Raw genomic sequence first — 20,793 nt, 5'->3', positions numbered from 1 at the left:
GGGTGCTGCGTGCGGCCTAGACGAACGCCGCGGTGGTGATGCCGGCGTCGGACAGCGCCTGCCGCACCGCGGCCGCCATGGTCACGGCTCCCGGGGAGTCGCCGTGGACGCAGATGCTCTCGGCGCGGATCTTCAGGATGGAGCCGTCAACGGTGCGGACGGCGGAATCGGAGGCCATCCGGAGGACATGCTCGGTGACGAGCGCTGGGTCCGCCAGGACGGCGCCGGGGAGCGTGCGGGAAACCAGGGTGCCATCGGGGTTGTAGGCCCGGTCCGCGAAAGCCTCGGTCACGGCGCGCAGCCCTGCCGCCTCGGCCAGGCGGAGCACCTCCGAGCCCGGCAGCCCGAGGATGGGCAGGCCCGGATCCACGGATTTCACGGCGTCGACGACGGCCTGCGCCTGGCCGGTGTGCGTGACGATGGCGTTGTAGAGGCCGCCGTGCGGCTTGACGTACCTGACCGTGCCGCCCTCCACGGCGGCCAGCGCCTGCAGCGCGCCGATCTGGTAGACCACCTCGTCCGCCAGCTCGATGGGGTCGATGTCCAGGAACCGGCGCCCGAACCCGGCCAGGTCGCGGTAACCGACGTGGGCGCCGATCACGACGCCGGCGGCAACCGCTTCACGGCATGTCGCACGGATCACGGACGGGTCCCCGGCGTGGAATCCGCAGGCCACGTTCGCGCTGGAAACCGAGCGGAACATCGCTGTGTCGTCGCCCAGGGTCCAGCGGCCGTATGACTCGCCGACGTCGCTGTTAAGGTCGATGGTTGCCATTTGTGATCCTCGTCTCATGATAGCCCCGATACAAGGATGCATCACTTGCGACGATTGTTCAACAATCCGACGATTCAACTTTGGAACAATCGTGTAGATTCGGCACTATGACCACTTCCGAAGCGCAAACCCGCAGCCAGGCGGCAGCGCGGCTGCGCGTGGCCGTCCCGTCCGTGGCGGACCGCGTGGCCGCGGAACTGCGCCTGCAACTGGCCGAGGGGAGGCTGCTGCCGGGGAACCGGCTGACGGAATCGACGATTGCGGAGGAGCTGGGCGTCTCCCGCAACACGGTCCGCGAAGCGTTCGCCGAACTCGCGGCCGAACGCCTCGTGGTCCGGCATCCCAACCGGGGGGTGTTCGTCGCGAGCCTGGCGCCCGGGGACATCCACGACGTCTACACGGTGCGCCGCGCGATCGAAGTCAGCGCGATCCGCGGCGGCGGCGGCCCCGAGCGCGTCGCCGCGGTCCGGGCCGCGGTGGAGGAAGGCAAGGCCGCGGCGGCCGCCGACGACGACGAGGCGCTCGGCAGCGCCAACGCGCATTTCCACGGCGCCATCGTGGCCCTGGCCGGAAGCCGGCGGCTGGACACCATCATGTCCCAGGTCCTGGCCGAGATGCGGCTCTTCTTCCACAAGGCGACAGTGGAGGCGGACTTCTACCGCGGCTACCTGGCCGACAACGAGGAGATCTGCGCCGCCCTCGAAGCCGGCGAACTGGACCGCGCCGGGCGGCTCCTGCTGGCCTACCTGGACCGCTCGGAAGAGAAGCAGACCGCCGTCCACGGGGAGTAGGGCGGGGACCGGGCGTGGCCGGGGATGCGGCAGCATGTATCCGTTGAACGAATAGCTCATATCCAAGGCTCCCCCTTCCCGATATACCTGAGAGGCGTCGGGGTGGTGATGAGGCTCACAACCGAGCCTCCCTAAAGATCCAGCATCCGAAGGAATCAACGTGGAAAAGTTCCTCGCCCATCTCGCCCATCTTGAAATCACGAGCCCCGATGTTGAGGCATCCGGTAGCCGGTAGGGCCGATGAGCAGGTCCATCTTGGCGTACTCGGCAAGCTCGCCCCGCATCCCTGAGGTCGGGATGAAGTCCACCGAGACACCAGGAGCCTCCTCCCGCAGTATCCCGCGGAGCGGCCGACGATCAGCGCGGCCGCGTAGTCCGAGGCCGCGATGACGAATTCCCGCTCGCTCGTCGAGGCATCAAAGCTTGAGCGGATCCGGGTGGCCCGCTGGATGTGGAGCATGGCCTCATCCACGAGCGGCACCAGGGCGTGCGCGAAGGGGGTGAGCTCGTAGGCGCGGCCGGTGCGGACCAGAAGTTCGTCGTCGAAATGCCGGCGCAGCCGGGCCATCGCGGCGCTCGCGGCCGGCTGGCTGAGCTGGAGACGCTCCCCGCCCGGGAGACATTGCGGAGTTCCAGCAGCACCTGCAGCCGGGGCAGCAGGTCCAGGTTCTTCATACCCATGCGTTATCCAGCTCCATCCCGGGGCATGGCATCCCTGCCTGTGATGCCGCGGCGGCTGTTGCAGCCAGGCAATGGCCGCCGCCAGCCCTGAACCCTTCCTTGCCGCGGGCGCCTGCGCGTCCTAGCGTGGAAACATCCCGGAACCGTGACGATTCGCAACGACCGCAGTGGCAGGACCAGCCACGGGCAGTCCCCCAAGGAGGCACCACGTGACGCTATACCAGCCCGAACCTGTTGAAATCTCGACCAGAATGCGCCCCGGCGAGTGGACGGAGGAAAGCCTCACGGCCCTCGCAGCCTCCTACCGGGACGAGCTGTTGGGTATGGGGGCGTCGGCTTCCGCAATTGAAATCGTCACGGACCGGGACGAGAACGGCGGGGTCAATGTGGTGGCGACCTGGATCAAGCCGGCAACCCTGGATGAGGGGGCAGCGCCCGGGGAGGGCGCCGGATAGGGCGTAACTGCCAAGGCCGCTGACTGCCGCCGGGGCTGCCTTCAACGCGGCTCTTGACTGCTTCCGCGCACGCGTCTAGCGTCGGCTTATATCCCCCACAACCCCAGGCCGACCAACAGGTCGACCATTATTAGGGAGCGTTGTCATGCCGCAGTTTATGGACGTTCACAACAACATGAAGGGCCTCACGAAGGAAGATCTGAAAGCGGCCCACGATGCCGACCTGGCCATCCAGGGCGAGGAAAACGTCGAATTCAAGAGTGCGTGGGCTGACCCTGAGGCCGGTGTGGTCTACTGCCTGTCCGAGGCGCCTTCCGCGGACGCAGTGCGGCGCATTCACGAACGTGCAGGTCACCCTGCGGACGAGGTGCATCCCGTTCCGTTCGCTGTCTAGTGGACCAGTACAACCAGGACAATTAGCTGTGCGTCCCGGATCTCGTAGATGATCCGGTACTCGCCGGTGCGGACGCGCCAGTCGCCGCTGCTGCCGGAGAGCTTCGTTGCCCCGGGGGGACTCGGCGTTTCGGCATCACCGCCGAAGCCGTCACCGCCGCCGCCAGGGAATCCCTCGCCACCCTCACGGCCTGATCCACCCGTGGCGCCGCGGACGGAGTGCTGGCACGCCGGATTACGGGCGCGGCCCCGCTGCCCCGCGGCCGCTGCGGGACGGGATTCTGAAGGAAATCCTCCGCGCCCGGTCCCGGATGGTCAGCCCGCTGCGCCGGCTGACGAGAACGAGGGCACACAGGCCGGCCAGCAGCACCACGATTCCGCCGGCAGCCACCGACCAGCGGGCCCCGAACTCGGTTCCGATCCAGCCGACCAGGGGCGCCCCGAGGGCCGTCCCGCCCTGCAGGACGCCCACGTACAGGGCCAGTACCCGTCCGCGGAACTGCGGTTCCACGGAGAGCTGGATGCTCGTATTGCAGCTGGTCAGGAACGTCAGCGAGGTGAGGCCGACCAGAATCAGGGCTGCCGCGTACAACCAGTATGAGGGCGCCACGCTGGCCACGAGGGTGAAGAAGCCCATCCCGATGGCACCGCCCAGCAGCAAGCGCAGCAGCGGTCCCCGCCGGCGGGCGGCGAGCAGGGTCGCGGACAGTGTCCCGACCGCCATGATCGAACCCAGGAGCCCGTACTCCTGCGGGCCCTTGCCGAACACGGCGGTGGCCATCAGCGCGTTGGTGACCTGGAAGTTCATGCCGAACGTTCCCACCAGCCCCGCCAGGACGAAGATCAGCACCAGGTCAGGGCGCCCGCGTACGTACCTGAAGCCCTGGGTGATCTGGCCCTTGCCGCGGAGTGCCGGCACCGTCGGGAACAGCTCGGAGGTGCGCATCCGCCACAAGGACATGATGACGGCGGCGAAGCTGGCGGCGTTAAGCAGGAACACCGGCCCGGTACCGATCCAGGCGATCAGCAGGCCCGCGATAGCCGGTCCGGCGAGCCTGGCCATGTTGAAGGAGGCGGCGTTGAGTGCGACGGCGTTGGACACGTCGTCCGGTCCGACCACTTCGGAGACAAAGGCCTGCCGGGCCGGCGCGTCGAAGGCGCTGGCCACGCCCAGGGCAAGGGCGGTGCGTAGACCTGCCACAGTTGCGCCGTGCCGGCCAGTACCAGCAGCCCCAGCAACAGTGCGTACAGGCCCATGGCCGTCTGGGTCCACAGCAGGATCACCCGCTTGCGGTGCCGGTCCGCGAGCACCCCCGCGTAGGGGCCCAGGAAGAGGATGGGCAGGAACTGCAGGCCTGTGGTGATGCCGACGGCGGTGCCGGAATGGTCCGTGAGGACCGTCAGCACCAGCCAGTCCTGCGCCACCCGCTGCATCCAGGTGCCGATGTTGGACACGAGGGCCCCGCCAACCCACAGCCGGTAGTTCCGGATCCCAGGGCCCGGAAGGTCGCGTTCATCGGGCGCTCAATTCCTGCATCAGGTGCGCAGCCCGGCTGAGCGTGCGGCGGTCCTCCTCGCTGAGGACGGCGACCCGTTGGGCCAGCCAGGCCGTGCGGTGGCTGCGGGCTTCTCCCAGCACAGCCTCACCCGCCGGAGTGATGCGGGCCAGGACCTGGCGCCCGTCCTCGGGATGCGGTGAACGGGTCACGAAACCCTGGCTGGTCAGGGCGTTGACAATCCGGGTCATTGACGGCGCCTGCACGTTCTCCCGGTCCGCCAGTTCACGCAGTGTCCGGGGCCCGCCGCTAAGATCGGCCAGCACCGCATACTGTCCGGGTGAAACGATATCCCCGCTGGCCTCGCTGCGCAGCCGGCGGGACGTGCGCATGACGGCAATCCGCAGGTCGACCCCGAGGACATCCGGCTGGATATCATCCGCAGGCTCGCCGGGCTCCTCGGGATGGGCTTCTAGGGTCATCATTTCTCCCCGGTTCTCGGACGCCAATTTGGTTAGCATCGCTCATTAGCAATGTTAACCAAATTTTGGCGGCTGTCCAGCCGTGAGCAGCTCGCTGGGTGAACAGGTGCCGCCGGAGGAATCCTGGGACCCGCGTCTGGGACCAGCGCCCCGTTGAACGAAGCCTTGTAAGGCCCGGCGTGCCGGAGGTACGATCCGCTAATACCAGAATGGGATGCGGGGAAGGCCGGGTAATCATGAGGGGATTGATCTGGACCGCGGGCATCCTTGCCCTTCTCGCCCTCATTATCGGCGCCATGATCAAGGCTGTCGCATTTCTGCTGTGGGTCGCCCCAATCCTCCTGGTGATAGCCGTCCTGCTGTTCATCCTGAAACGCTCCGGCGGCCGGCGTATCCCGAAGTAGGGGCCGCGGTCCGCAGTACGACTCCCTGGACCGTGGCCGCATTCGAACGTTCATACCCACTTTGGTCGAGCACAGTGCCCGGAGCCGACTCCATCGTGAGTTCAACGGCGGCTCCCGCGAGCGGGCGCTCCCCTCCGTCTGCCTACGAAACGCTCCGGCCCCCGAATCTGAAGAGACCTCAGCGCACAGCCAGGAAGCCTTCGACAAACAGCCGCGCCCGTTCGTCCAAGTATTGCTCCAGCGGTATGAAGCGGGTACGGGAATTCGACCGCTTCATTCGGGCAACCGCTGCGATCTGGAGCCGGGACGTGGCCGTGTCCAGAAGAAAGCGCGGTGGTGGAAACCATTCTGTAGCTCCGTCATCTGGCCCGATGTCCTCAAGCTCGTCGTGTCGCGCCAACCGCACGTACGCACTCATGGCTTCCGTGAGAGGGACTCCGGCGTCCTGGCCGGCGAGTTCCAACTCCCCCTCCCGGGTGATGTTGAAATACACCGGGCCGTGTGGATGGTAAGCATAGCCCTCGGCTTTGCGGGTGAAGCGGGCGTCCGAGACGGGGAAGGCGTTGCCGGGGATGGCAGTGAGTATTCCGGCCTTGGCGTAGCTTTCAAGGATCCGCGACCCGAGGTCCCGAAGGAATGGCGCGAGCAACTCCAGCCGACGCTTCAACTCCCCTTGGTCAGGGTTCTGCATAGCCCGATAGTACGCGCGATGTGTTCACTTTGTTGCCAGCTACCAGTAATCGGCGGAGCGAAGCGCCCCGCGGCAACTAGGCTGGGACCATGAAAGCAACCTTCGCCGCCCTGTCCGCCGCATCGCTCCTGGTGATGCTGACCGGCTGCGGCCAGGTGCAGGAAGCAGCGCAGAGTACCGCCAGCGATGCCGCATCAAAGGTTGCCGGCGCGGCCGCGGACCAGATCAAGCAGCAGGCCTGCGCACTGGTGGAAGACGGCCTGGTCAGCATCAAGGACAAGGAGCTGCTCGGCGGCCTTGCCGCCGGAGCGGAAACGGCAGGGGTTCCCGCCGACATCACCACGCCGCTGCGGCAGATCGCGGCCTCGGGCGACCAGGTTCCGGCGGACGCTGTGAAGTCGCTCAGGGACGCCTGCGCAGCCTAGCGCTTGCCCTTCTTCCGCGATCCCTTGCCGCGGCCCTTGTCCGGGTTGGGCGCGTAGCGCTGGGCCACCTTGGGCTTCTTGACGCCCGACCCGCGCCGGTCCGGCTTCGGCTCCTTTTTGGGCTTCTCCTGCTGCGCGGAGGGCTGGCGGGAGCTTGCCGCGGTGCGCCCGCGGACAATTCCGATGAACTCCTCGATCACTTCGTCCGTGGCCTCGCTGGGCCACGCCAGGGCTATCTCCGTCGCGGGCGCACCGGTGAGCCTGCGCGCCACGGTGTCCTTGACGTTGAAGTGGCGCGCCACGGACATCGGCAGGATCACCAGGCCGGCGCCGGAGGCCACCACCTGCAGGGCCGTCTCGGGGCCGCCGAGCTCCTGCACGTCCAGGAAGGTCTCCCGGGACAGGTCCGCCAGGGCCACTTCCTCGAACAGGGAAATCTCGTGTCCCTTGGGCGCCACCACCACGGGCTGTTCCTCATAGAGGGTAATGACGCTCAGGCCCTCGCGCTCCACCGGCAGGCGGACGAAGCTCAGATCCGCGGCACCGTCGCGCAAGACGCTGAGCTGGTCGCCGTCGTCGGACATGAACGAGCGCAGCGGAACATCAGGCATCCGCTCTTCCCAGCGCCGGATCCATTTGCCGGGGGTCACGCCGGCGACGTACGCGAACCGCAGCTGCCGCGCTTCCCGCGCTTCCGGCGCGGAAGGCCGGGAGGGCTCGGACGGGGAGGCGTTCTGGGGTGATTCATCTTCAGCGGACACAAGTTCACAGTACCGCCCATGCCGGGGTAGGCCTCTGCCACGGTGCCCCGCAAGCGCCCAGCCGGATACCCTTGAAGCATGACCTCTGAAAACTCCCAGTCCATGAAGCCGGCCACCGTTGCCAAGAAGCTTGGCATCTACCTGCCCGCAACACCTCAGGAGTTCCAGGATTCGGTCATCTCCCGCGCCGATTTCGCCGAGCTCCAGGCCAACCCGCCGGAATGGCTCGCCGAACTCCGCCGCAACGGCCCCCACCCCCGCCCCGTGGTGGCGCAGAAGCTGAACGTCTCCATCAGCGGCCTGGCCCGCGGCGGCGTCGAAGAGGCGCTTACGACGGCGGAAATCACCGCGCTGCTGCAGGCTCCTCCGGCGTGGCTGGTGGCCGAGCGCTCCACCCACGCCGCCGTCCGCACCGAAGCCCAGCGGGTCAAGGACGAGGCCGCAAAGAAGGACGCCAAGAAGGCCCGCACCCAGGCTGAATAGCGACGGGCTTTCCTATCCGGCCCCTATTTTCATCCCGCGGACGCAGGACTACGCTCGCGGAATGAGTCGGGACCGCCGGCCTGATCTTCATTTCTCAATCCACCAGCGACCGGCGGAGCATCGGGAAGGAATCAGGCCATGGCCTTCAAGATCGGATATTTTGTCGGGAGTCTTTCGAGTAGTTCCATCAACCGGACCCTGTCCAAGGCCCTGATCCGGCTTGCACCGGCGGAGCTGGAGTTCACCGAAATTCCCATCAAGGACCTGCCCTTGTACAACCCGGATTTTGATGCCGCCTATCCGCCCGAAGGGCAGGCCCTCAAGGACGCGGTGGCCGCCTCGGACGGCCTCCTGTTCGTCTCTCCCGAGTAAAACCGCTCCATCCCCGGAGCGCTCAAGAACGCCATCGACTGGGGATCCCGCCCCTGGGGCACGAACTCCTTCGCCCGCAAGCCCACGGGGATCATCGGCGCCTCCCCCGGCGGCATCGGCACCGCCGTCATGCAGTCCTCGTTCCGAAGCGTCCTGAGCTTCCTGAGCTTCCTCGATGCTCCCCAGCTCAACGCGCCGGAAGCGTACATCCGCTTCGCTCCGGAGGTCTACGGCGAGGACGGCGACGTCAAAGACGAAACCACGGCTCAGTTGTTGCGCCACTACATGGAGGAGTACGGCTCCTTCGTGGAGCGAGTCCTGGCCGCCAATGCGCCCGGCCATATCGGCGACGAGCACCCGGACAAGGACAAAGTGAACCGTTAGGGCCCGGCCTAACCCACGCGGGCGCTGTTTTCGATCGCCCGGAGCGTGCGGATGAGCCGGACTGCACGCTGCTCGCCGAAAAGCTCGTCCGGCCCGCTGGGGGCCAGTTCGCTGTAGGGCGATTTGAACAGCGCGTCGGGCCTGACCACGCCGTTCTCGGTGAGCTGGTTGACGAGCAACTGGAGGAAGTCCAGCTGGGACGCGGTGAGCGCGGTGTCGGAAACGAACTCCGCGAGGGCCTCTTCCACAGCTTCGCGGTCCAGGCCCACGAGGGAGCGCACAAACAGGCCAAGGCCCTCCGTCCCCGCCCGCTCCAGGTCCACGGGTGTGCCCACTCCGCTCTGCGCCAGAATCCGCCCCAGCTCCTCAAGGTCCTGATCGGTCAGCTGCCGGTTCCGCCGCAGCCGCTGGATGGTGGTGTGGTCCTGGTAGCCGGCCAGGTACAGCCGCGTCTTGTCCCGGTACCGGCTGAAGTCCATGAAGCCGTTGGTGGCCCCGGCGAGCTCAAGCTCCTCCAGTTCTCCGAGCTCATCCTCGAAGTTGGAGTAGACCACAGTCCGTTTCCGCTTCTCGATCAGGTGCACGAGTTCCCTCAGCTGGACGCGGATGGATTCCAGCCATTCCGGCGACACCGATTCCCACTCGCCGTCGTCGAGAACCATGGCCAGCAGCGGCAGCTGCGCAGCGATGGCCGGAACGTTCGGCTGGTCCTGCAGCGCCGCTGCCACGGACTGGATAGTCCTCCGGAACCCGGCCAGCGCAGTGGGCGCCGTCAAAGCCGCGAGCTGCGCCTGGTACATGGTGCAGTCGAAGCGCTTGGCCTCTTCGGTGTCCGGCAGGGCGCCGATGCTGGCGATCCGGGCGAGGTCGTGTTCAAGGGCGTCGAAGTCGTCGCCGGTGAGGGCCGCCCATGTCTGGTCTTCGGCAAACCGGTCCACCCATTGGCGTGCCGGTTTCACGAGGAAGTTATCGTGCGGAAGCCTGTCGATGGTGTGCCGGAGCGATGACCGGAGGCCTTCCACATAGTCGATGGCCGGGGCCCAGGACAGGTCCGCGGCGGAGCGCAGGATCCTGGCCTTGGTGGCGAACGTGATTTCCGCCAAGGACTTGGCCACGGTGCCCTCGTTGCCCGGCATCCCGGCGTTGAAGTACTCGGCGTTGCGGCACAGATCGAAGATCAGGAAGTCCTGCTTGTCCTGGCCCGGGCCAAACAGATCAGGGCACAGCCGCGTGCCCCGGCCAACCATCTGCCAGAACTTCGTCTTGGACCGGACCATCTTGAAGAACACCAGATTGAGGGCCTCGGGAACGTCGATGCCGGTGTCGAGCATGTCCACGGAGATCGCGATGTGGGGGTTGCCGTCTTTCCTGGAGAACTCCTCAATCAGGGTCTGCGCGTAGGTCACCTGGTAGGTGACAACACGGGCAAAGTGGCCCTTGAACTGCGGATAGTGGTGGTCGAAGCGCCTGGCGATGAACTCGGCGTGCTGGCTGTTCTTGGCGAAGATGATGGTCTTGCCCAGCCGGTCACCGCCGGCCACCTTGTGCCCGTGCGTCATCAGCACCTCAAGCGCCTTGTCCACGGTGTCGGTGTTGAACAGCCAGGAGTTCACGACGGCGGCGTCAACGACGTCGGGAATCTCGCCGTCCTCGTTCCACTCCAGTTCGTCCCATTGTTCCTTTTCGGCGTCGCTGAGGTCGTCGTAGCGGATTCCCTCGTAGGGGAACTTCAGCGGAACCGGCACCACGCGCGGCGGTACCAGGAACCCGGCGTCGATGGCGTCGTTCAGGCCGTACGCGAAGGTGGGAACGTTGTCCTCGATGTCGAAGAGGCTGTAGGTGTTGCGGTCCACTTCCGACTGCGGCGTGGCGGTAAGGCCGATCAGGAGGGAGTCGAAGTACTCGAAGATCGCCCGGTACTTCTGGTAGACCGAGCGGTGTGCCTCGTCGATGACGATGAGGTCGTAATGCCCGATGCCGAAGCGCCGCTGGCCCAGGTCTCCCCTGGTCTGGTTGATGAGGTTCATCATGGTGGGATAGGTGGCGACATGGATGCGGCTGTCGGCCTCTTCGCCGGAGCTGAGGATGACCGGTCCGGAGCCGGGCAGGTGGGTCTTGAACGCGTTGGCTGCCTGCCTCACCAGCGCGGTGCGGTCGGCGAGGAACAGCACACGCTTGGCCCAGTTGGCCTCCTGCAGCAGTTTGGCCAGCGCGACGACGGTGCGCGTCTTTCCGGTGCCGGTCGCCATCACCACGAGTGCCTTGCGCTCGTGGTGGGTTTCGTAGGCCTCGGTCACGGCGCGGATGGCGTTGTGCTGGTAGGCGCGCTCGACGATCGAATTGTCGATTGGCTGTCCGGCCAGCGGTTTCCGGCTGCCCCGGCGGTCCACCAGAAGCTGAAGCTGGTCCCTGGTGTGGAATCCCTGGATCTTCCGTTCCGGGTACATCGAATCGTCCCAGATCCACGTCTCATAACCCGAGGTGTAGTAGATGACGGGACGGCGGCCGTAGCGGCGTTCCAGGCAGTCGGCGTACAGCTTGGCCTGCTGCTTGCCGACGTGCGGATCCTTGGTGGTGCGCTTGGCCTCGACGACGGCCAGCGGCAGCCCGTCGTCGCCCCACAGGACATAGTCCACGTAGCCGATGCCGCTCAGCGTCCCGCTGGAGGTGGGCATGGTGTCCACCTTGAATTCGCGGTCTTCCGGGTTGGTGAGCGGCCACCCGGCCTCGTTGAGGTCCAGATCGATCAGGTGTTTGCGCGTCAGCGCTTCGTCGTAGTTGTGGTGGTCCGGGACGGCCTGGTTCTGCTTCTTGGCCGCGGCGATCTCGGCCTGGAGCTGCTGAAGCTGCGCCGTGAGGCCAGCGGTTTCCGCGGCGGCCTTCGCAAGGGCGTCGTCCTTCGCCTTGAGTTCTGCTTCCAGCTTCCGGAGCTGCTCAGGTGATTGCTGCGGGACCGGTGCTTTGGAGACCGGGGCGAGGTGGCCGGCGTCGAACGCTAACGACGGCGGCAGCTGGCTGCCGTTTTTGGCATAGTTCCGGGCAAGCCAGTAGCAGGCGTGGTGGAGCTCTTTGAGGACGAGCCCGGCGCCCTGGATGGTGGGGTTGACCGGGTTGTGGACCGCGTTGTTTCCGGCTTTGCGGATGATCGTGAATTTGCTTCCGATGGTTCCACCGACGAGGGTCTTGAAGGCGGGTTCCTTGAGGAGGGCGTTGAGATCGTCCGTGTACGGCAGGATCAGCGCGGGCTCCACCTTGTAGAGCCACTCCACCAGGCGTTCGGCGGTGTACCGGGCGTAGAACATGGAGGCGCGGGGATCGATCCGGGCGAACTGCTCGGCGCGCCGGGCATGCTGTGCCAGATCCGGCCATTCGGCCACAAGAAACCCGAAATTACTGTTGCCTGCCCCCACCGCTTTGGCCCCCGTTGTTGGTCTCCGTCGTTGCTGGAACAAGTCAATCATGCGGGCGGGACAGTTTCCGTCCTATTCTCCGTCCGCGGACCGGACTAATGGGAGCTTGCGTAATGTTGGCCGCCGCATCGTCTGCAATTTTCGGCAGGGTCCCTGCTGAACTGTGCCGTACGCCGACCTTTGCATTTGTTGCCGTACGGCGACAGTTATATTTGGCATCAGTCGCGGGCAGCTGTAGAACAAAGACTACATTTCGGTTAGAATGCAGCCATGGATAGGGTTGGCGTGCGGGAACTTAAGCAAAACCCCAGAGCCGTCATAGAGCGGGTTGAACATGGAGCCACTGTGGAGATAACACTCCAGGGAAGGGCCGTGGCCATGATCTCTCCGATTACTCATCGCAAGAAGTGGACTTCTGCCGCTGAAGTGGCGATTGCTCTTAAACTGGCCGAGTTGGGGCCAGATCAGACCGGTTGGCTGCAAGAGCATCACGAATCCCGGGATGCCGATCCCCTTGTGGACCCGTGGGACGCTCAGTGATTCTCCTGGATACGAACGTCCTCATCAGCCCGCCGTCCGTGTGGCCAGCGGGTGCCGTGCTCGGTTCCAGCATCATCTCGCTGGCGGAGCTGCAGTTCGGCATCCGGTCATCGGCGTCGGAGCAAATCCGACGCCACCGGGTGCGCCGTCTCGCGGTCTGGCGGGAGCTGATGGACTGGATTCTCTTCGATGAACATGCAGCCGAGAGCTACGGCGAGCTCGCCGCACGGGTCCGGACACTCAGGCCGCAGCATGCCAGAAGCAAGGACATCATGATCGCTGCACAGGCGCACGCGCTTGGCGTTCCTTTGATGACGCGGAACGCCAAGGATTTCGAGTTGGTCAGCGACGTTGTCGAGATTCTTGAGGTGGGTGACTAAGGCAACTGAGTTCACACGAGAAAACCGAAGTTGGTGTTGGCTGCCCCCACTGAAGTGGCCCCCATCTGGCAGCGTCGCGGGCTGGCACCAGCCAATCATGAGGCGGCGACAGTTGCTGCCCAGGAGGGCCCGGACGGTCGTGTTACCGAGTGCGTTACGGGGTCTGGCGCCATACCAATTGCGTGACCACCCGGGTGTGGGAGCCCTCCGATTTCGGATTCCGGCGCACGACGCGCGCCGAGTACGTTCCGGACTTGCCGAGCATGCCGACGTAGTCCAGTACAGGAGCAGGGACAAACCCGATCTTGTGGCCACCGGCCCATAGCCCAACTGCGCGGGAGTCAGCGGCGTTCCCTGGTTCGGCGACAGCATCCAACTGATCCCCTTTTGTGAGCGACCGGTCGACGTATTCCTGCGCCGCGGATGTCATGTATCGAAGTCCATGGACGGGCACGACAAACGTCAGGGTTCCCTTGACCAGGTCTATTTCCGGCTCATCAAAGAACTCGTAAGTGTCCGCAACCCGCTTTCCGAAGGAGTGCCCCAGGATTTCGAACGGTGCCGCATCCTCGGGCAGCTCAAGCCGCTGCAGCCACTCGGGGCGGTCAGGCCGGCTGGCGCTCATGATGCGTCCGGACAAAAGTGGAAACAGCACTTTCGACGTGTACGTCTTGTGCGGATCCGAGAACCCGGGAATCGGGCGGAAGTCGGGCTCGGACTGCATGGATGCGAAGTACTCGAAGTGATAGCCGTCCTGCGAGGCTACTGCGCGTCCCAGGAGGCGGTACCGGCGCGTCTCCGGATGCTGCCAGGCCACGAGGAGGGCGGCGTCTCCATTCTGGACAGCGACGGGACGAGGATCGGTCACGAGCGAAGACATGTCACGAGCCTTTCCTTGTTGATGCGAATTAGTTCCAGGGCCAACCTATCGCTTGGAGACGACATTTTACCCCTGGCCACGATTTCTGGGGCGGCACCGATATCCAGTCCCGCTATCGCGGATGCCCAATGAGTGGTGACAGCGGGTCCCGCATCCACGCAAAACTGCGAAGCAACCTCGACGAGCGGCACTTTCGCCATTCCTTCGAACCGACCGCCGACTGCCCTGGCCGCAAATTTTCGGACAGCTCCCGGATCGCTTACCAGCCGATTCAGTTTTTCCGGGTTCCTTTGAACAATACCAAGGCTGGTTGCGTGATCGTAGGACGGCGCCAGGTGGTAGGTCCCATCCGGAGTTATTTCGATGCTCCAGTTCTCACTGTGCCGGTCTTGGTTGCCAATGAGCGCGTCCAAGACGAGAAAGCCGGCGAACCATCCGGTCGCCGACAGACCGGCCTCTTCGTGTCCCAGGGGTGGCGACACCGCCGCCAGGACCGACGCGATGTTCCGGAGAGAATGCCCACGGGCCCCGCGGTCTTTGGGATCAAAATCCGGGACGATTTCCGCGATAAACAGCGAACCTGCATCCAACTGGTTTCGTGGATCGGACTTAACATCTTTGGAAACGCACCCGATGCTGCCTCCCAGCGTTGCCAGCCTGACTGTGGCCGCCGGCACTCCAAGCAGTCCAGCGATCTGACTGGCGATGAACTCGGTCGCGTTCTCGTTAGGGCTCCGTTGCGGACGATTCCGTTTGAAGATCCATAATGCCCCGTCCTCGTCTTGGAACCACGTCTTCTCGTTCTCGCCGGCGGGTTCATCCTGGTACGGCGTCCACCCCGCCAGATCCACGAAATCGCTGAGATTCTCCATTCTTATTCGAAGAAGTCCTCATCCAGCTCCACCACGTTGTAGCTCTGCTTGACCTGGACTCCTACTCGGTACTCGATCATGAGTTTCACCAGTCGCTTCCCATCGATCAGGATGGTACGGGTCGGGATATTGGCCGCATAGTCCTTGGCCCCCTGCGAGAATCTGCTGGTGGTGATGAAGACGCCTTTGGAAGCCGAAACACCATGGAGAGCGCCCACGAAGGCCTGGATGGCTTCCCTGCCCACCGTATTGTCCGCGCTGTACCGCTTTGCCTGGATGTAGACGCGGTCGAGGCCAAGAGCGTCCTGGTCGATCACACCATCAACCCCGCCGTCGCCGGAGCCGCCGATACGGCGGCCCCGCTGCTCGGCTCCCCCGTAGCCCATTTTCAGGAGCAGGTCCACGACCGCATGCTCAAAGAATTCAGGCGAGCTGGCGAGGATGCGGCTCAGCAGGGACGATCCGGTTTCGGCGTGAATTCGATCGATGGCCGCTTCAATGACGTCCGTGGGGTCGGCGTCTTCGTCCAGGATTTCGATCTCGGCCGAGGGAGAGGTCTCCCGCCGCGCGGCCCGCACCTCTGCCTGATGCCGACGGTAGGCGTCAATCCCGCGCAACTGCGCCTGGGCCAAACCGTCGGGGTTGCTGATGAGGAGCTGTTGCCCCGCATCGGTAATGACGTAGAGAGCGTTATCTGGCCGCGCTAACGCGGTGGCAGCGATCAGGTGCGAGATTGCCCAGCCCACGCGGCCCTTTGCCTTGAGGCCTCCGGAGCCGAGCCGAACAGCGCGCAGCTCTTCAGGCAGGCCAAGAGTGTCCATCGCCTGCTTGCTGAGCTCGGTCCTTGTCCGGGGCTGTCCGTCTGAAAGGACCCGAAGGATCGGAGACATGAAACCGTGCCACTTGGGGATGCCGTCTTGCTCGACAACTTCAGTCATCAGAGTTCTCCTTTGAACGCCCGGTGTTGAAGCGACGCGAACAGAGTGTCCAGTTCGGCGGGGTGCTTGCGGTGGTTTTCTTTTAAACGCTCGACGGCGGCGGCGCGGGTTGCGAAGGTTTGCTGGAGTTCTAGCGGGGGGAGATTAATGGGCGTGGCCGACAGCTGGGTCTTATTGATTGACGCAATCCCAGTCGTCTGTTTGGCCATTCGCAAGAAGTAGGATTTCGCCTCAGGCGATGCCAGATGCCAACTCAGGTACACCGGAACGGCTTCCACCGATCTGGGACGAACGCGGAAGACATGGTTTTGGTGGAGACACCACGGCAGTTCGTCGTTCCAGATGGTGCCGCGGCCGAGCTTATCGGGGTCGCCGCCTTCAGTCAGCAAGAGGTCGCCGCGTCGAAGACGATAGCGCGCGGCCTCCCGAGCCGAAACGGCAATCTCTTTGACAACAGACATGTCCAGGGACCGATCTTGAACATTCGATACGGCCAGGTAAGGATAGTCTGTCAGGCCTTCAGCAGCCGTTTTCCTGCCCTTGGTTATTCCGGACGAAACATCACACATGTCGTCTAGACGGGCCGTTCGCCAACCATCGCCGGGTGTGCCAAACACGGAGTGGAAGATCGACTGCGTGAGGGTGTCGAGGTGGGCGAGGGCTTGGCGGCGTTTGGTGCGCAGCTCGTCGGCCTTGTCCAGGATCACCGCTATCCGCCGCTGCTCGCTTAGCAGTGGCAAGGGGATCGTAGTATCCAAGAAAGCGCCCCGATTGACATGCTGCATCGTTGCTCCGTGGAGATGGGCCGCCATGTCAGCCAAAGCGCCAGCCAGCATATGCCTTAGGTAGCTTTTGTCCACCTGGAGCTCGAGCGGGAGCACGCGGAAAATGTGCTGGTTGACAAGGCCACGCTCGGACCGGGTCCACGTGAATACTCCAAGAGATGCGGACCACGAAACCAACAGATCACCTGGCGCCGCCACGAACTTCGAATTGACGGTTCGGGTCGTTCTGTTAAACGGCTTCGCTGGATCATTTAGGTTCTGAATTCGGATAATCGGCAGTCCGTGTTCGCCCCAGTCCTGTGGCTTAAAGGCGAAGCCGTTGATGAATTCAGCTACGTCATCAAGGCGAACTCGATTCACTTCAGCAGCCCCCGCAGTTCCGCCATGCCCTGCGAGATCTCACCTTCAAGCTCGTCCAGAGCCGCAAGAATATCCGCCAGGGCCGCATGATCGATTTCTTCGTGCTCGATCTCCCGGTACCGGTTGAGGGACAGGTCGTAGTCGTTCGCCGCAATCTCCGACAGCGGCACGCAGAACGACTGCTCGGTCCGCGCCCGGGTGAGTTCCGCCGTCGTGCGCTGCTTCCAGCGGGAGAGGACATCGGGGACGTCGGAGGAACCGAGAGGCGTGCGCTTGTCGTCCAGGGAGAAGCCGTCCGAGCGCACGTCGTAGAACCAGACGTTGTCCGTGCCGCCGGAGTTGGTCTTGGTGAAGAACAGGATGGCGGTGGACACCCCTGCGTAGGGCTTGAAGACCCCGGACGGCAGCTTGACGACGGCGTCGAGCCTGTGGCCCTCCACGATCATTTTCCGCAGTTCCTTGTGGGCCTTGCTGGAGCCGAACAGTACGCCGTCGGGCACAACCACCGCGGCCCGGCCGCCCGGCTTGAGCAGCTTGATGAAAAGCGCCAGGAAGAGGAGCTCGGTCTTCTTTGTCTTGACGACGCTCAGGAGATCCTTGGCAACGTTGTCGTAGTCCAGGCTGCCGGCGAACGGAGGGTTCGCGAGGATGACGTCGTACTTCTCTTCCTCGGTGCTGTGCAGGTCGGCGAGGGAGTCGCGGTAGGAGATGTCCGGGTTCTCCACGCCGTGCAGCAGCATGTTCATGGAGCCGACCCGGAGCATCGTGTTGTCGAAGTCGAAGCCGTGGAACTGCTGGTTGTGGAAAAACTTGTTCGAATCCGGATTCGTCAGCAGGCTCGGATGGTTCCTGCGGAGGTGCTCCCCCGCCTGCACCAGGAAGCCGCAGGTGCCGGACGCCGGGTCGCAGATCGCCTCCAGCGGCTTCGGGGCCGTCATGTCCACCATGAGGTCGATGATGTGGCGCGGCGTGCGGAACTGGCCGTTCTGCCCGGCGGATGCCAGCTTGGACAGCATGTACTCGTACAGGTCGCCCTTGGTGTCCCGGCCGTCCATGTTGATGCCGTCAATGACATCCACCACCAGCTGCAGAACGCCGGCGTTGGGGATCTTGAACTGTGCGTCCCTCATGTGGTGGCTGTAGGTGGAGTCCTCACCGTTGGCCAGCTTGGGCAGCTCGTTGCGCAGGAACGGGAAGCAGGAACGGGAAGACGGACTCCGAGAACACGGTGAACATCTCGTCCTTGGCGAAATTCCTGAAGCGGCTCCAGCGAAGATCCGCGTACGGCCGGCCCTTCGGATCATTGCCGGCCGGGAAGACGGCCTCCTCCATCGGCTGGCCCAGCAGATTGGCCTTCTTCTCCTGAAGCGTGTGGCGCTCGTCAAGCCTCTTGAGGAAGAGCAGATAGGTGATCTGCTCGATGATCTCCAGCGGGTTGGAGATGCCGCCGCTCCAGAACGTATTCCAGACCTTGTCGACTTGGGACTTTATTTCACCGGTAATCACAGATCGAGCTTAGTGGGCAGGGCCGACCCTGTGCGCCGGGTCGCCGGCCGACGAACAGCTCAGTCCTGGTGCAGCTGGACGAAGTTCCCGCAGCCGTCGTCGAGCACGGCGGAGATCCCGCCGGGGCCTTCGGACGGTTCGCCCTGGAACATGACCCCCTTGGCCGTGAGCCGCTCGTATTCGGCCCGGACGTCCGGAACGCCCAGCACGATCGCGGGCATCCCGGCGTCGTGGAGCCCGTTCATGTAGGCAGCGCCGATCGGGTTCTCGCTGGGCTCCAGCAGGAGCCCCACGGAGCCCGCCCCGGCCGGGTCCTTGACGATATACAGGTTCTGCTCCGGCAGCGCCATCAGGGTCTCAAAACCCAGGATCCCGGTGTAGAACTCATGGGCCGCAGCAGGCTCCCGGACGTGGATGCTGCACATTTTCAATCGCATGGGGCCAAGGCTACTACGCCCGGACTGCCCGGGCCGTGAACGCCATTGACGGCCCGCGCCCCGTGGATTCCAATGGAACTAGCGGAACCAGGCCCGCCCGGGCAGGTTCCCTGTAAGCGTGTCCTGGAGGTGTGTTGGAATGCCGGCTCAATCAGGATCCTCCCCGCTCGGGATCTGGCAGCTGCTCGCCCTGGCCGTTCTCGTCGTTGTCGCGGTGGCCGGGTCCGCCTATCTGGCCCGGAAACACCGGAACGCCGACGCCGGGCTGCCGGATGCGGTGTTCTGGGACGGTTTCGCGGGACTCGCCGTCGTTGCGCCGGCCGTGATCCTCCCCTCCCTCGCCGCGCCGTGGGCCGGGCTGATGCTCGGACTCCTCGCGGCGGGGACCGGCGTCGCCGCCTACCGGTGGACCCCCCGGCTGTTGCGCCGCCAGGAGGTCCGCCGCGCCTGCCGGGAAACGGTGTCCGCCAATGAAGCCGCCGCCGCCCTCCACCGGAGGGTGCTGGCCCGGTGGCAGCGCTACGAGCTCGACCCAGCGTGCCTCATCGACTTCCCGGCCATGAGCGATCCGCGCCGGCCGGAAACGGCCGCCCTCATCAAGGCGATGAAGGCGGCCGAGCGGCTGCGGGACGAGAACGACGCCGGCTACGGACCGGCGGTCCGGCGGCTGGAACAGGCACTGGCCGAGGCCGAACGCGCGGCCGGCGTGGACTCGGATGCTTCCCTATTGAGCTGAATCTCTCCACCATTTCCCGGAAGGAAGCACCATGACAGACATCACCATCATCGGCAGCGGAAACATGGCCCGGGCGATCGGCACGCGTGCCGTGGCGGCCGGCCGCAAGGTCCAGATCCTGGACCGGACCCCGGCGAACGCCGCCAGGCTCGCGGCGGAGATTGGCGGCACCACCACGTCCGGGGGGCTCGGCGACATCCCCGACGGCGACATTGTGGTGCTGGCCCTCTACTTCGGTCCGGCCAAGGAAGTTGCCACGCACTACGGTGACACCCTGAGCGGCAAAACGGTGATCGACATCGGCAATCCCATCAATACGGAAACCTTTGACTCGCTCGTCGTCGAATCCGGCACCTCCTCCGCCGAGGAGATCGCCAAACTGCTTCCGGGAGCCCGCGTGGTGAAGGCGTTCAACACCACGTTTGCAGGCCCCCTCGCCGCTGGCTCCACGGGCGGGATGCCGCTGGATGTGTTCATCGCTTCCGACTCCGAAACGGCCGGCAATGAGGTGGCGGCGTTCGCTGCCGCTGCCGGGCTGCGGCCGCTGAAGGTCGGCGGGCTGCACCACGCGCGGGAACTGGAGGGATTCATGCTCCTGATCATGGCGCTGCAGGCCAACCCCGCCTATGAGAACTTCAACTGGGGCACGGGCCTGAAGGTCATCGACTAGCCCGGCGCGTTACAGTTCCACTGATCGCTGCCGCGGAAGCACAGGCTGATCACAACCGGACTGCAGCCGTCCGCCCACATCTGAAACCCATGGCCTTGGGCGGCCGAAGTGCGCACCGCTCAACGGTCGCCTCGACCCCGCCCGGGAGTTCATCAGCAGTGAAGAGCTGCATTCCCCCACTGCGCCTGCGTGGGCTTACCGACTTTGCTCCGGTACGCCGGGCCTTTCTGGAACCCAACGGGGAAATCAGCGCCCTGCCGTTCGACGACAATGACAAAGGTGCCCGCGTCCATGCTGGTTTTTCTCCAGTGCCGTGACCCAATACACGAGACGACGGGAACTGGTGGGTGCGCCCTCACGGTGGCACCCGAAGAGTGTTCCCCGCAGTGCCGGTGTCCTGCTGCCTCACAGCCAATTTCATCATATTGTCAGTGCCTCCTGATGTACTGAGTGTGTGGACAGCAGAACAGCAGCGTGGAGTGCCGGAAGCAGGGAGGCCCTGGAGGCCGTCGCCGCGTCCGCTGCTGTGCTTGCTGCCTTCACCGGCGCCGGCGCGGACCACCCGGGTCCGCCCGGCGCCGATCCCCTCGGAAACGCCGATCCGTTGCGGAATCTGGCCGATGACTGCCTGGACGGGCTCGCCGCCGTGGCGCGGCTGGAAGCCCGGACCGCGGCGCTGAAGGTGC

The 20,793-nt window shown here is 64.8% G+C and carries 23 protein-coding genes and 4 pseudogenes; 13 read left to right on the top strand and 14 right to left on the bottom strand.

Annotation, left to right across the window (positions count from 1 at the left end):
• Positions 1 to 16: 16 nt before the first annotated feature.
• Entirely contained in the window at positions 17 to 775 is a 759-nt protein-coding gene (locus J9611_RS14905) for a LamB/YcsF family protein (RefSeq protein WP_211881231.1), read from the bottom strand.
• Between the two features lie 107 nt (positions 776 to 882).
• On the opposite strand from J9611_RS14905, the gene J9611_RS14900 reads away from it, so the two are divergent.
• Positions 883 to 1,566, top strand: a complete 684-nt coding sequence (locus J9611_RS14900; RefSeq protein ID WP_211881230.1) for a GntR family transcriptional regulator — start codon at positions 883 to 885, stop codon at positions 1,564 to 1,566.
• Between the two features lie 115 nt (positions 1,567 to 1,681).
• Here the strand turns inward: J9611_RS14900 and J9611_RS14895 are convergent, their stop codons facing one another.
• Positions 1,682 to 2,134, bottom strand: a complete 453-nt coding sequence (locus J9611_RS14895; RefSeq protein ID WP_246527855.1) for a LysR family transcriptional regulator — start codon at positions 2,132 to 2,134, stop codon at positions 1,682 to 1,684.
• Between the two features lie 322 nt (positions 2,135 to 2,456).
• Between J9611_RS14895 and J9611_RS14890 the strand changes: the two genes are divergently transcribed.
• Both J9611_RS14890 and J9611_RS14885 read left to right on the top strand, forming a co-directional pair.
• A complete protein-coding gene (locus J9611_RS14890) occupies positions 2,457 to 2,702 on the top strand; it encodes a hypothetical protein (protein WP_211881229.1) in 246 nt (81 codons plus the stop codon).
• Positions 2,703 to 2,847: 145 nt separating this feature from the next.
• Positions 2,848 to 3,096: an SCO4226 family nickel-binding protein gene (locus tag J9611_RS14885; protein ID WP_211881227.1), complete on the top strand. Its 249-nt coding sequence runs from the start codon at positions 2,848 to 2,850 to the stop codon at positions 3,094 to 3,096.
• 234 nt (positions 3,097 to 3,330) lie between these two features.
• Here J9611_RS14885 and J9611_RS14880 read toward each other — a convergent pair.
• Both J9611_RS14880 and J9611_RS14875 read right to left on the bottom strand, forming a co-directional pair.
• Positions 3,331 to 4,612 (bottom strand): annotated as a pseudogene (locus J9611_RS14880) (MFS transporter).
• Positions 4,609 to 5,076 carry a MarR family winged helix-turn-helix transcriptional regulator gene (locus J9611_RS14875; protein ID WP_246527854.1) on the bottom strand — a complete coding sequence of 156 codons (468 nt, stop codon included), beginning with the start codon at positions 5,074 to 5,076 and terminating at the stop codon, positions 4,609 to 4,611. The pseudogene J9611_RS14880 and the gene J9611_RS14875 overlap by 4 nt, the downstream one beginning before the upstream one ends.
• Before the next feature lie 233 nt (positions 5,077 to 5,309).
• Here J9611_RS14875 and J9611_RS14870 point away from each other — a divergent pair, with 233 nt between their 5' ends.
• Together J9611_RS14870 and J9611_RS22780 are read left to right on the top strand one after the other, a co-directional pair.
• Entirely contained in the window at positions 5,310 to 5,477 is a 168-nt protein-coding gene (locus J9611_RS14870) for a hypothetical protein (RefSeq protein WP_211881226.1), read from the top strand.
• Positions 5,478 to 5,502: 25 nt separating this feature from the next.
• A pseudogene (locus tag J9611_RS22780) lies at positions 5,503 to 5,559 on the top strand (three-helix bundle dimerization domain-containing protein); the annotation flags it as partial.
• A gap of 96 nt (positions 5,560 to 5,655) precedes the next feature.
• On the opposite strand, the gene J9611_RS14865 reads toward J9611_RS22780, so the two are convergent.
• Complete coding sequence (locus tag J9611_RS14865) at positions 5,656 to 6,168, bottom strand: hypothetical protein (RefSeq protein WP_211881225.1); 513 nt, start codon at positions 6,166 to 6,168, stop codon at positions 5,656 to 5,658.
• Between the two features lie 89 nt (positions 6,169 to 6,257).
• On the opposite strand from J9611_RS14865, the gene J9611_RS14860 reads away from it, so the two are divergent.
• Positions 6,258 to 6,593: a hypothetical protein gene (locus tag J9611_RS14860; RefSeq protein ID WP_211881224.1), complete on the top strand. Its 336-nt coding sequence runs from the start codon at positions 6,258 to 6,260 to the stop codon at positions 6,591 to 6,593.
• Here J9611_RS14860 and J9611_RS14855 read toward each other — a convergent pair.
• Positions 6,590 to 7,354, bottom strand: a complete 765-nt coding sequence (locus J9611_RS14855) for a LysR family substrate-binding domain-containing protein (protein WP_372447798.1) — start codon at positions 7,352 to 7,354, stop codon at positions 6,590 to 6,592. The genes J9611_RS14860 and J9611_RS14855 overlap by 4 nt on opposite strands.
• A 78-nt stretch (positions 7,355 to 7,432) precedes the next feature.
• Here J9611_RS14855 and J9611_RS14850 point away from each other — a divergent pair, with 78 nt between their 5' ends.
• Positions 7,433 to 7,837: a DUF5997 family protein gene (locus J9611_RS14850; RefSeq protein WP_211881223.1), complete on the top strand. Its 405-nt coding sequence runs from the start codon at positions 7,433 to 7,435 to the stop codon at positions 7,835 to 7,837.
• 138 nt (positions 7,838 to 7,975) lie between these two features.
• Positions 7,976 to 8,593: pseudogene (locus J9611_RS14845) on the top strand (NADPH-dependent FMN reductase).
• Positions 8,594 to 8,601: 8 nt separating this feature from the next.
• On the opposite strand, the gene J9611_RS14840 reads toward J9611_RS14845, so the two are convergent.
• A complete protein-coding gene (locus J9611_RS14840) occupies positions 8,602 to 11,970 on the bottom strand; it encodes a DEAD/DEAH box helicase family protein (protein WP_307857114.1) in 3,369 nt (1,122 codons plus the stop codon).
• A gap of 303 nt (positions 11,971 to 12,273) precedes the next feature.
• On the opposite strand from J9611_RS14840, the gene J9611_RS14835 reads away from it, so the two are divergent.
• Together J9611_RS14835 and J9611_RS14830 are read left to right on the top strand one after the other, a co-directional pair.
• Positions 12,274 to 12,543 carry a type II toxin-antitoxin system Phd/YefM family antitoxin gene (locus J9611_RS14835; RefSeq protein WP_211881221.1) on the top strand — a complete coding sequence of 90 codons (270 nt, stop codon included), beginning with the start codon at positions 12,274 to 12,276 and terminating at the stop codon, positions 12,541 to 12,543.
• Positions 12,540 to 12,923: a PIN domain-containing protein gene (locus tag J9611_RS14830; RefSeq protein ID WP_211881220.1), complete on the top strand. Its 384-nt coding sequence runs from the start codon at positions 12,540 to 12,542 to the stop codon at positions 12,921 to 12,923. The genes J9611_RS14835 and J9611_RS14830 overlap by 4 nt, the downstream gene beginning before the upstream one ends.
• A gap of 154 nt (positions 12,924 to 13,077) precedes the next feature.
• Here the strand turns inward: J9611_RS14830 and J9611_RS14825 are convergent, their stop codons facing one another.
• From J9611_RS14825 to J9611_RS14800, 7 genes are read right to left on the bottom strand one after another with little or no spacing between them, the layout of a single operon-like run.
• Entirely contained in the window at positions 13,078 to 13,803 is a 726-nt protein-coding gene (locus J9611_RS14825; protein WP_211881218.1) for an HIRAN domain-containing protein, read from the bottom strand.
• Positions 13,788 to 14,675, bottom strand: a complete 888-nt coding sequence (locus tag J9611_RS14820; protein WP_211881216.1) for a HipA domain-containing protein — start codon at positions 14,673 to 14,675, stop codon at positions 13,788 to 13,790. Before J9611_RS14820 ends, J9611_RS14825 begins: the two co-directional genes overlap by 16 nt.
• 2 nt (positions 14,676 to 14,677) lie before the next feature.
• Positions 14,678 to 15,613 (bottom strand): restriction endonuclease, encoded by a 936-nt coding sequence (locus tag J9611_RS14815; RefSeq protein WP_211881214.1) that lies wholly within the window; start codon positions 15,611 to 15,613, stop codon positions 14,678 to 14,680.
• The gene (locus J9611_RS22555) at positions 15,613 to 16,758 is read right to left on the bottom strand and encodes a restriction endonuclease subunit S (RefSeq protein ID WP_211881212.1); all 1,146 of its coding nucleotides are present in this window, start codon (positions 16,756 to 16,758) and stop codon (positions 15,613 to 15,615) included. The genes J9611_RS14815 and J9611_RS22555 overlap by 1 nt, the downstream gene beginning before the upstream one ends.
• On the bottom strand, positions 16,755 to 17,888 hold the full coding sequence (locus J9611_RS14805) for an HsdM family class I SAM-dependent methyltransferase (protein ID WP_246527853.1): 1,134 nt from the start codon (positions 17,886 to 17,888) through the stop codon (positions 16,755 to 16,757). Before J9611_RS14805 ends, J9611_RS22555 begins: the two co-directional genes overlap by 4 nt.
• Before the next feature lie 22 nt (positions 17,889 to 17,910).
• Positions 17,911 to 18,264 (bottom strand): type I restriction-modification system subunit M N-terminal domain-containing protein, encoded by a 354-nt coding sequence (locus tag J9611_RS21965; RefSeq protein WP_307857113.1) that lies wholly within the window; start codon positions 18,262 to 18,264, stop codon positions 17,911 to 17,913.
• A gap of 59 nt (positions 18,265 to 18,323) precedes the next feature.
• A complete protein-coding gene (locus J9611_RS14800) occupies positions 18,324 to 18,701 on the bottom strand; it encodes a VOC family protein (protein ID WP_211881211.1) in 378 nt (125 codons plus the stop codon).
• Between the two features lie 139 nt (positions 18,702 to 18,840).
• Here J9611_RS14800 and J9611_RS14795 point away from each other — a divergent pair, with 139 nt between their 5' ends.
• From J9611_RS14795 to J9611_RS14785, 3 genes and pseudogenes are all read left to right on the top strand, one after another.
• A complete protein-coding gene (locus J9611_RS14795) occupies positions 18,841 to 19,437 on the top strand; it encodes a hypothetical protein (RefSeq protein WP_211881210.1) in 597 nt (198 codons plus the stop codon).
• A 31-nt stretch (positions 19,438 to 19,468) separates the two neighbouring features.
• Positions 19,469 to 20,107 (top strand): NADPH-dependent F420 reductase, encoded by a 639-nt coding sequence (locus J9611_RS14790; RefSeq protein WP_211881209.1) that lies wholly within the window; start codon positions 19,469 to 19,471, stop codon positions 20,105 to 20,107.
• 454 nt (positions 20,108 to 20,561) lie between these two features.
• Positions 20,562 to 20,793: pseudogene (locus J9611_RS14785) on the top strand (HNH endonuclease signature motif containing protein); the annotation flags it as partial.

This window comes from Pseudarthrobacter albicanus, from assembly GCF_018224015.1.
Taxonomy (GTDB): Bacteria; Actinomycetota; Actinomycetes; order Actinomycetales; family Micrococcaceae; genus Arthrobacter; species Arthrobacter albicanus.
This window is presented reverse-complemented; position numbering and strand designations above follow the sequence as displayed.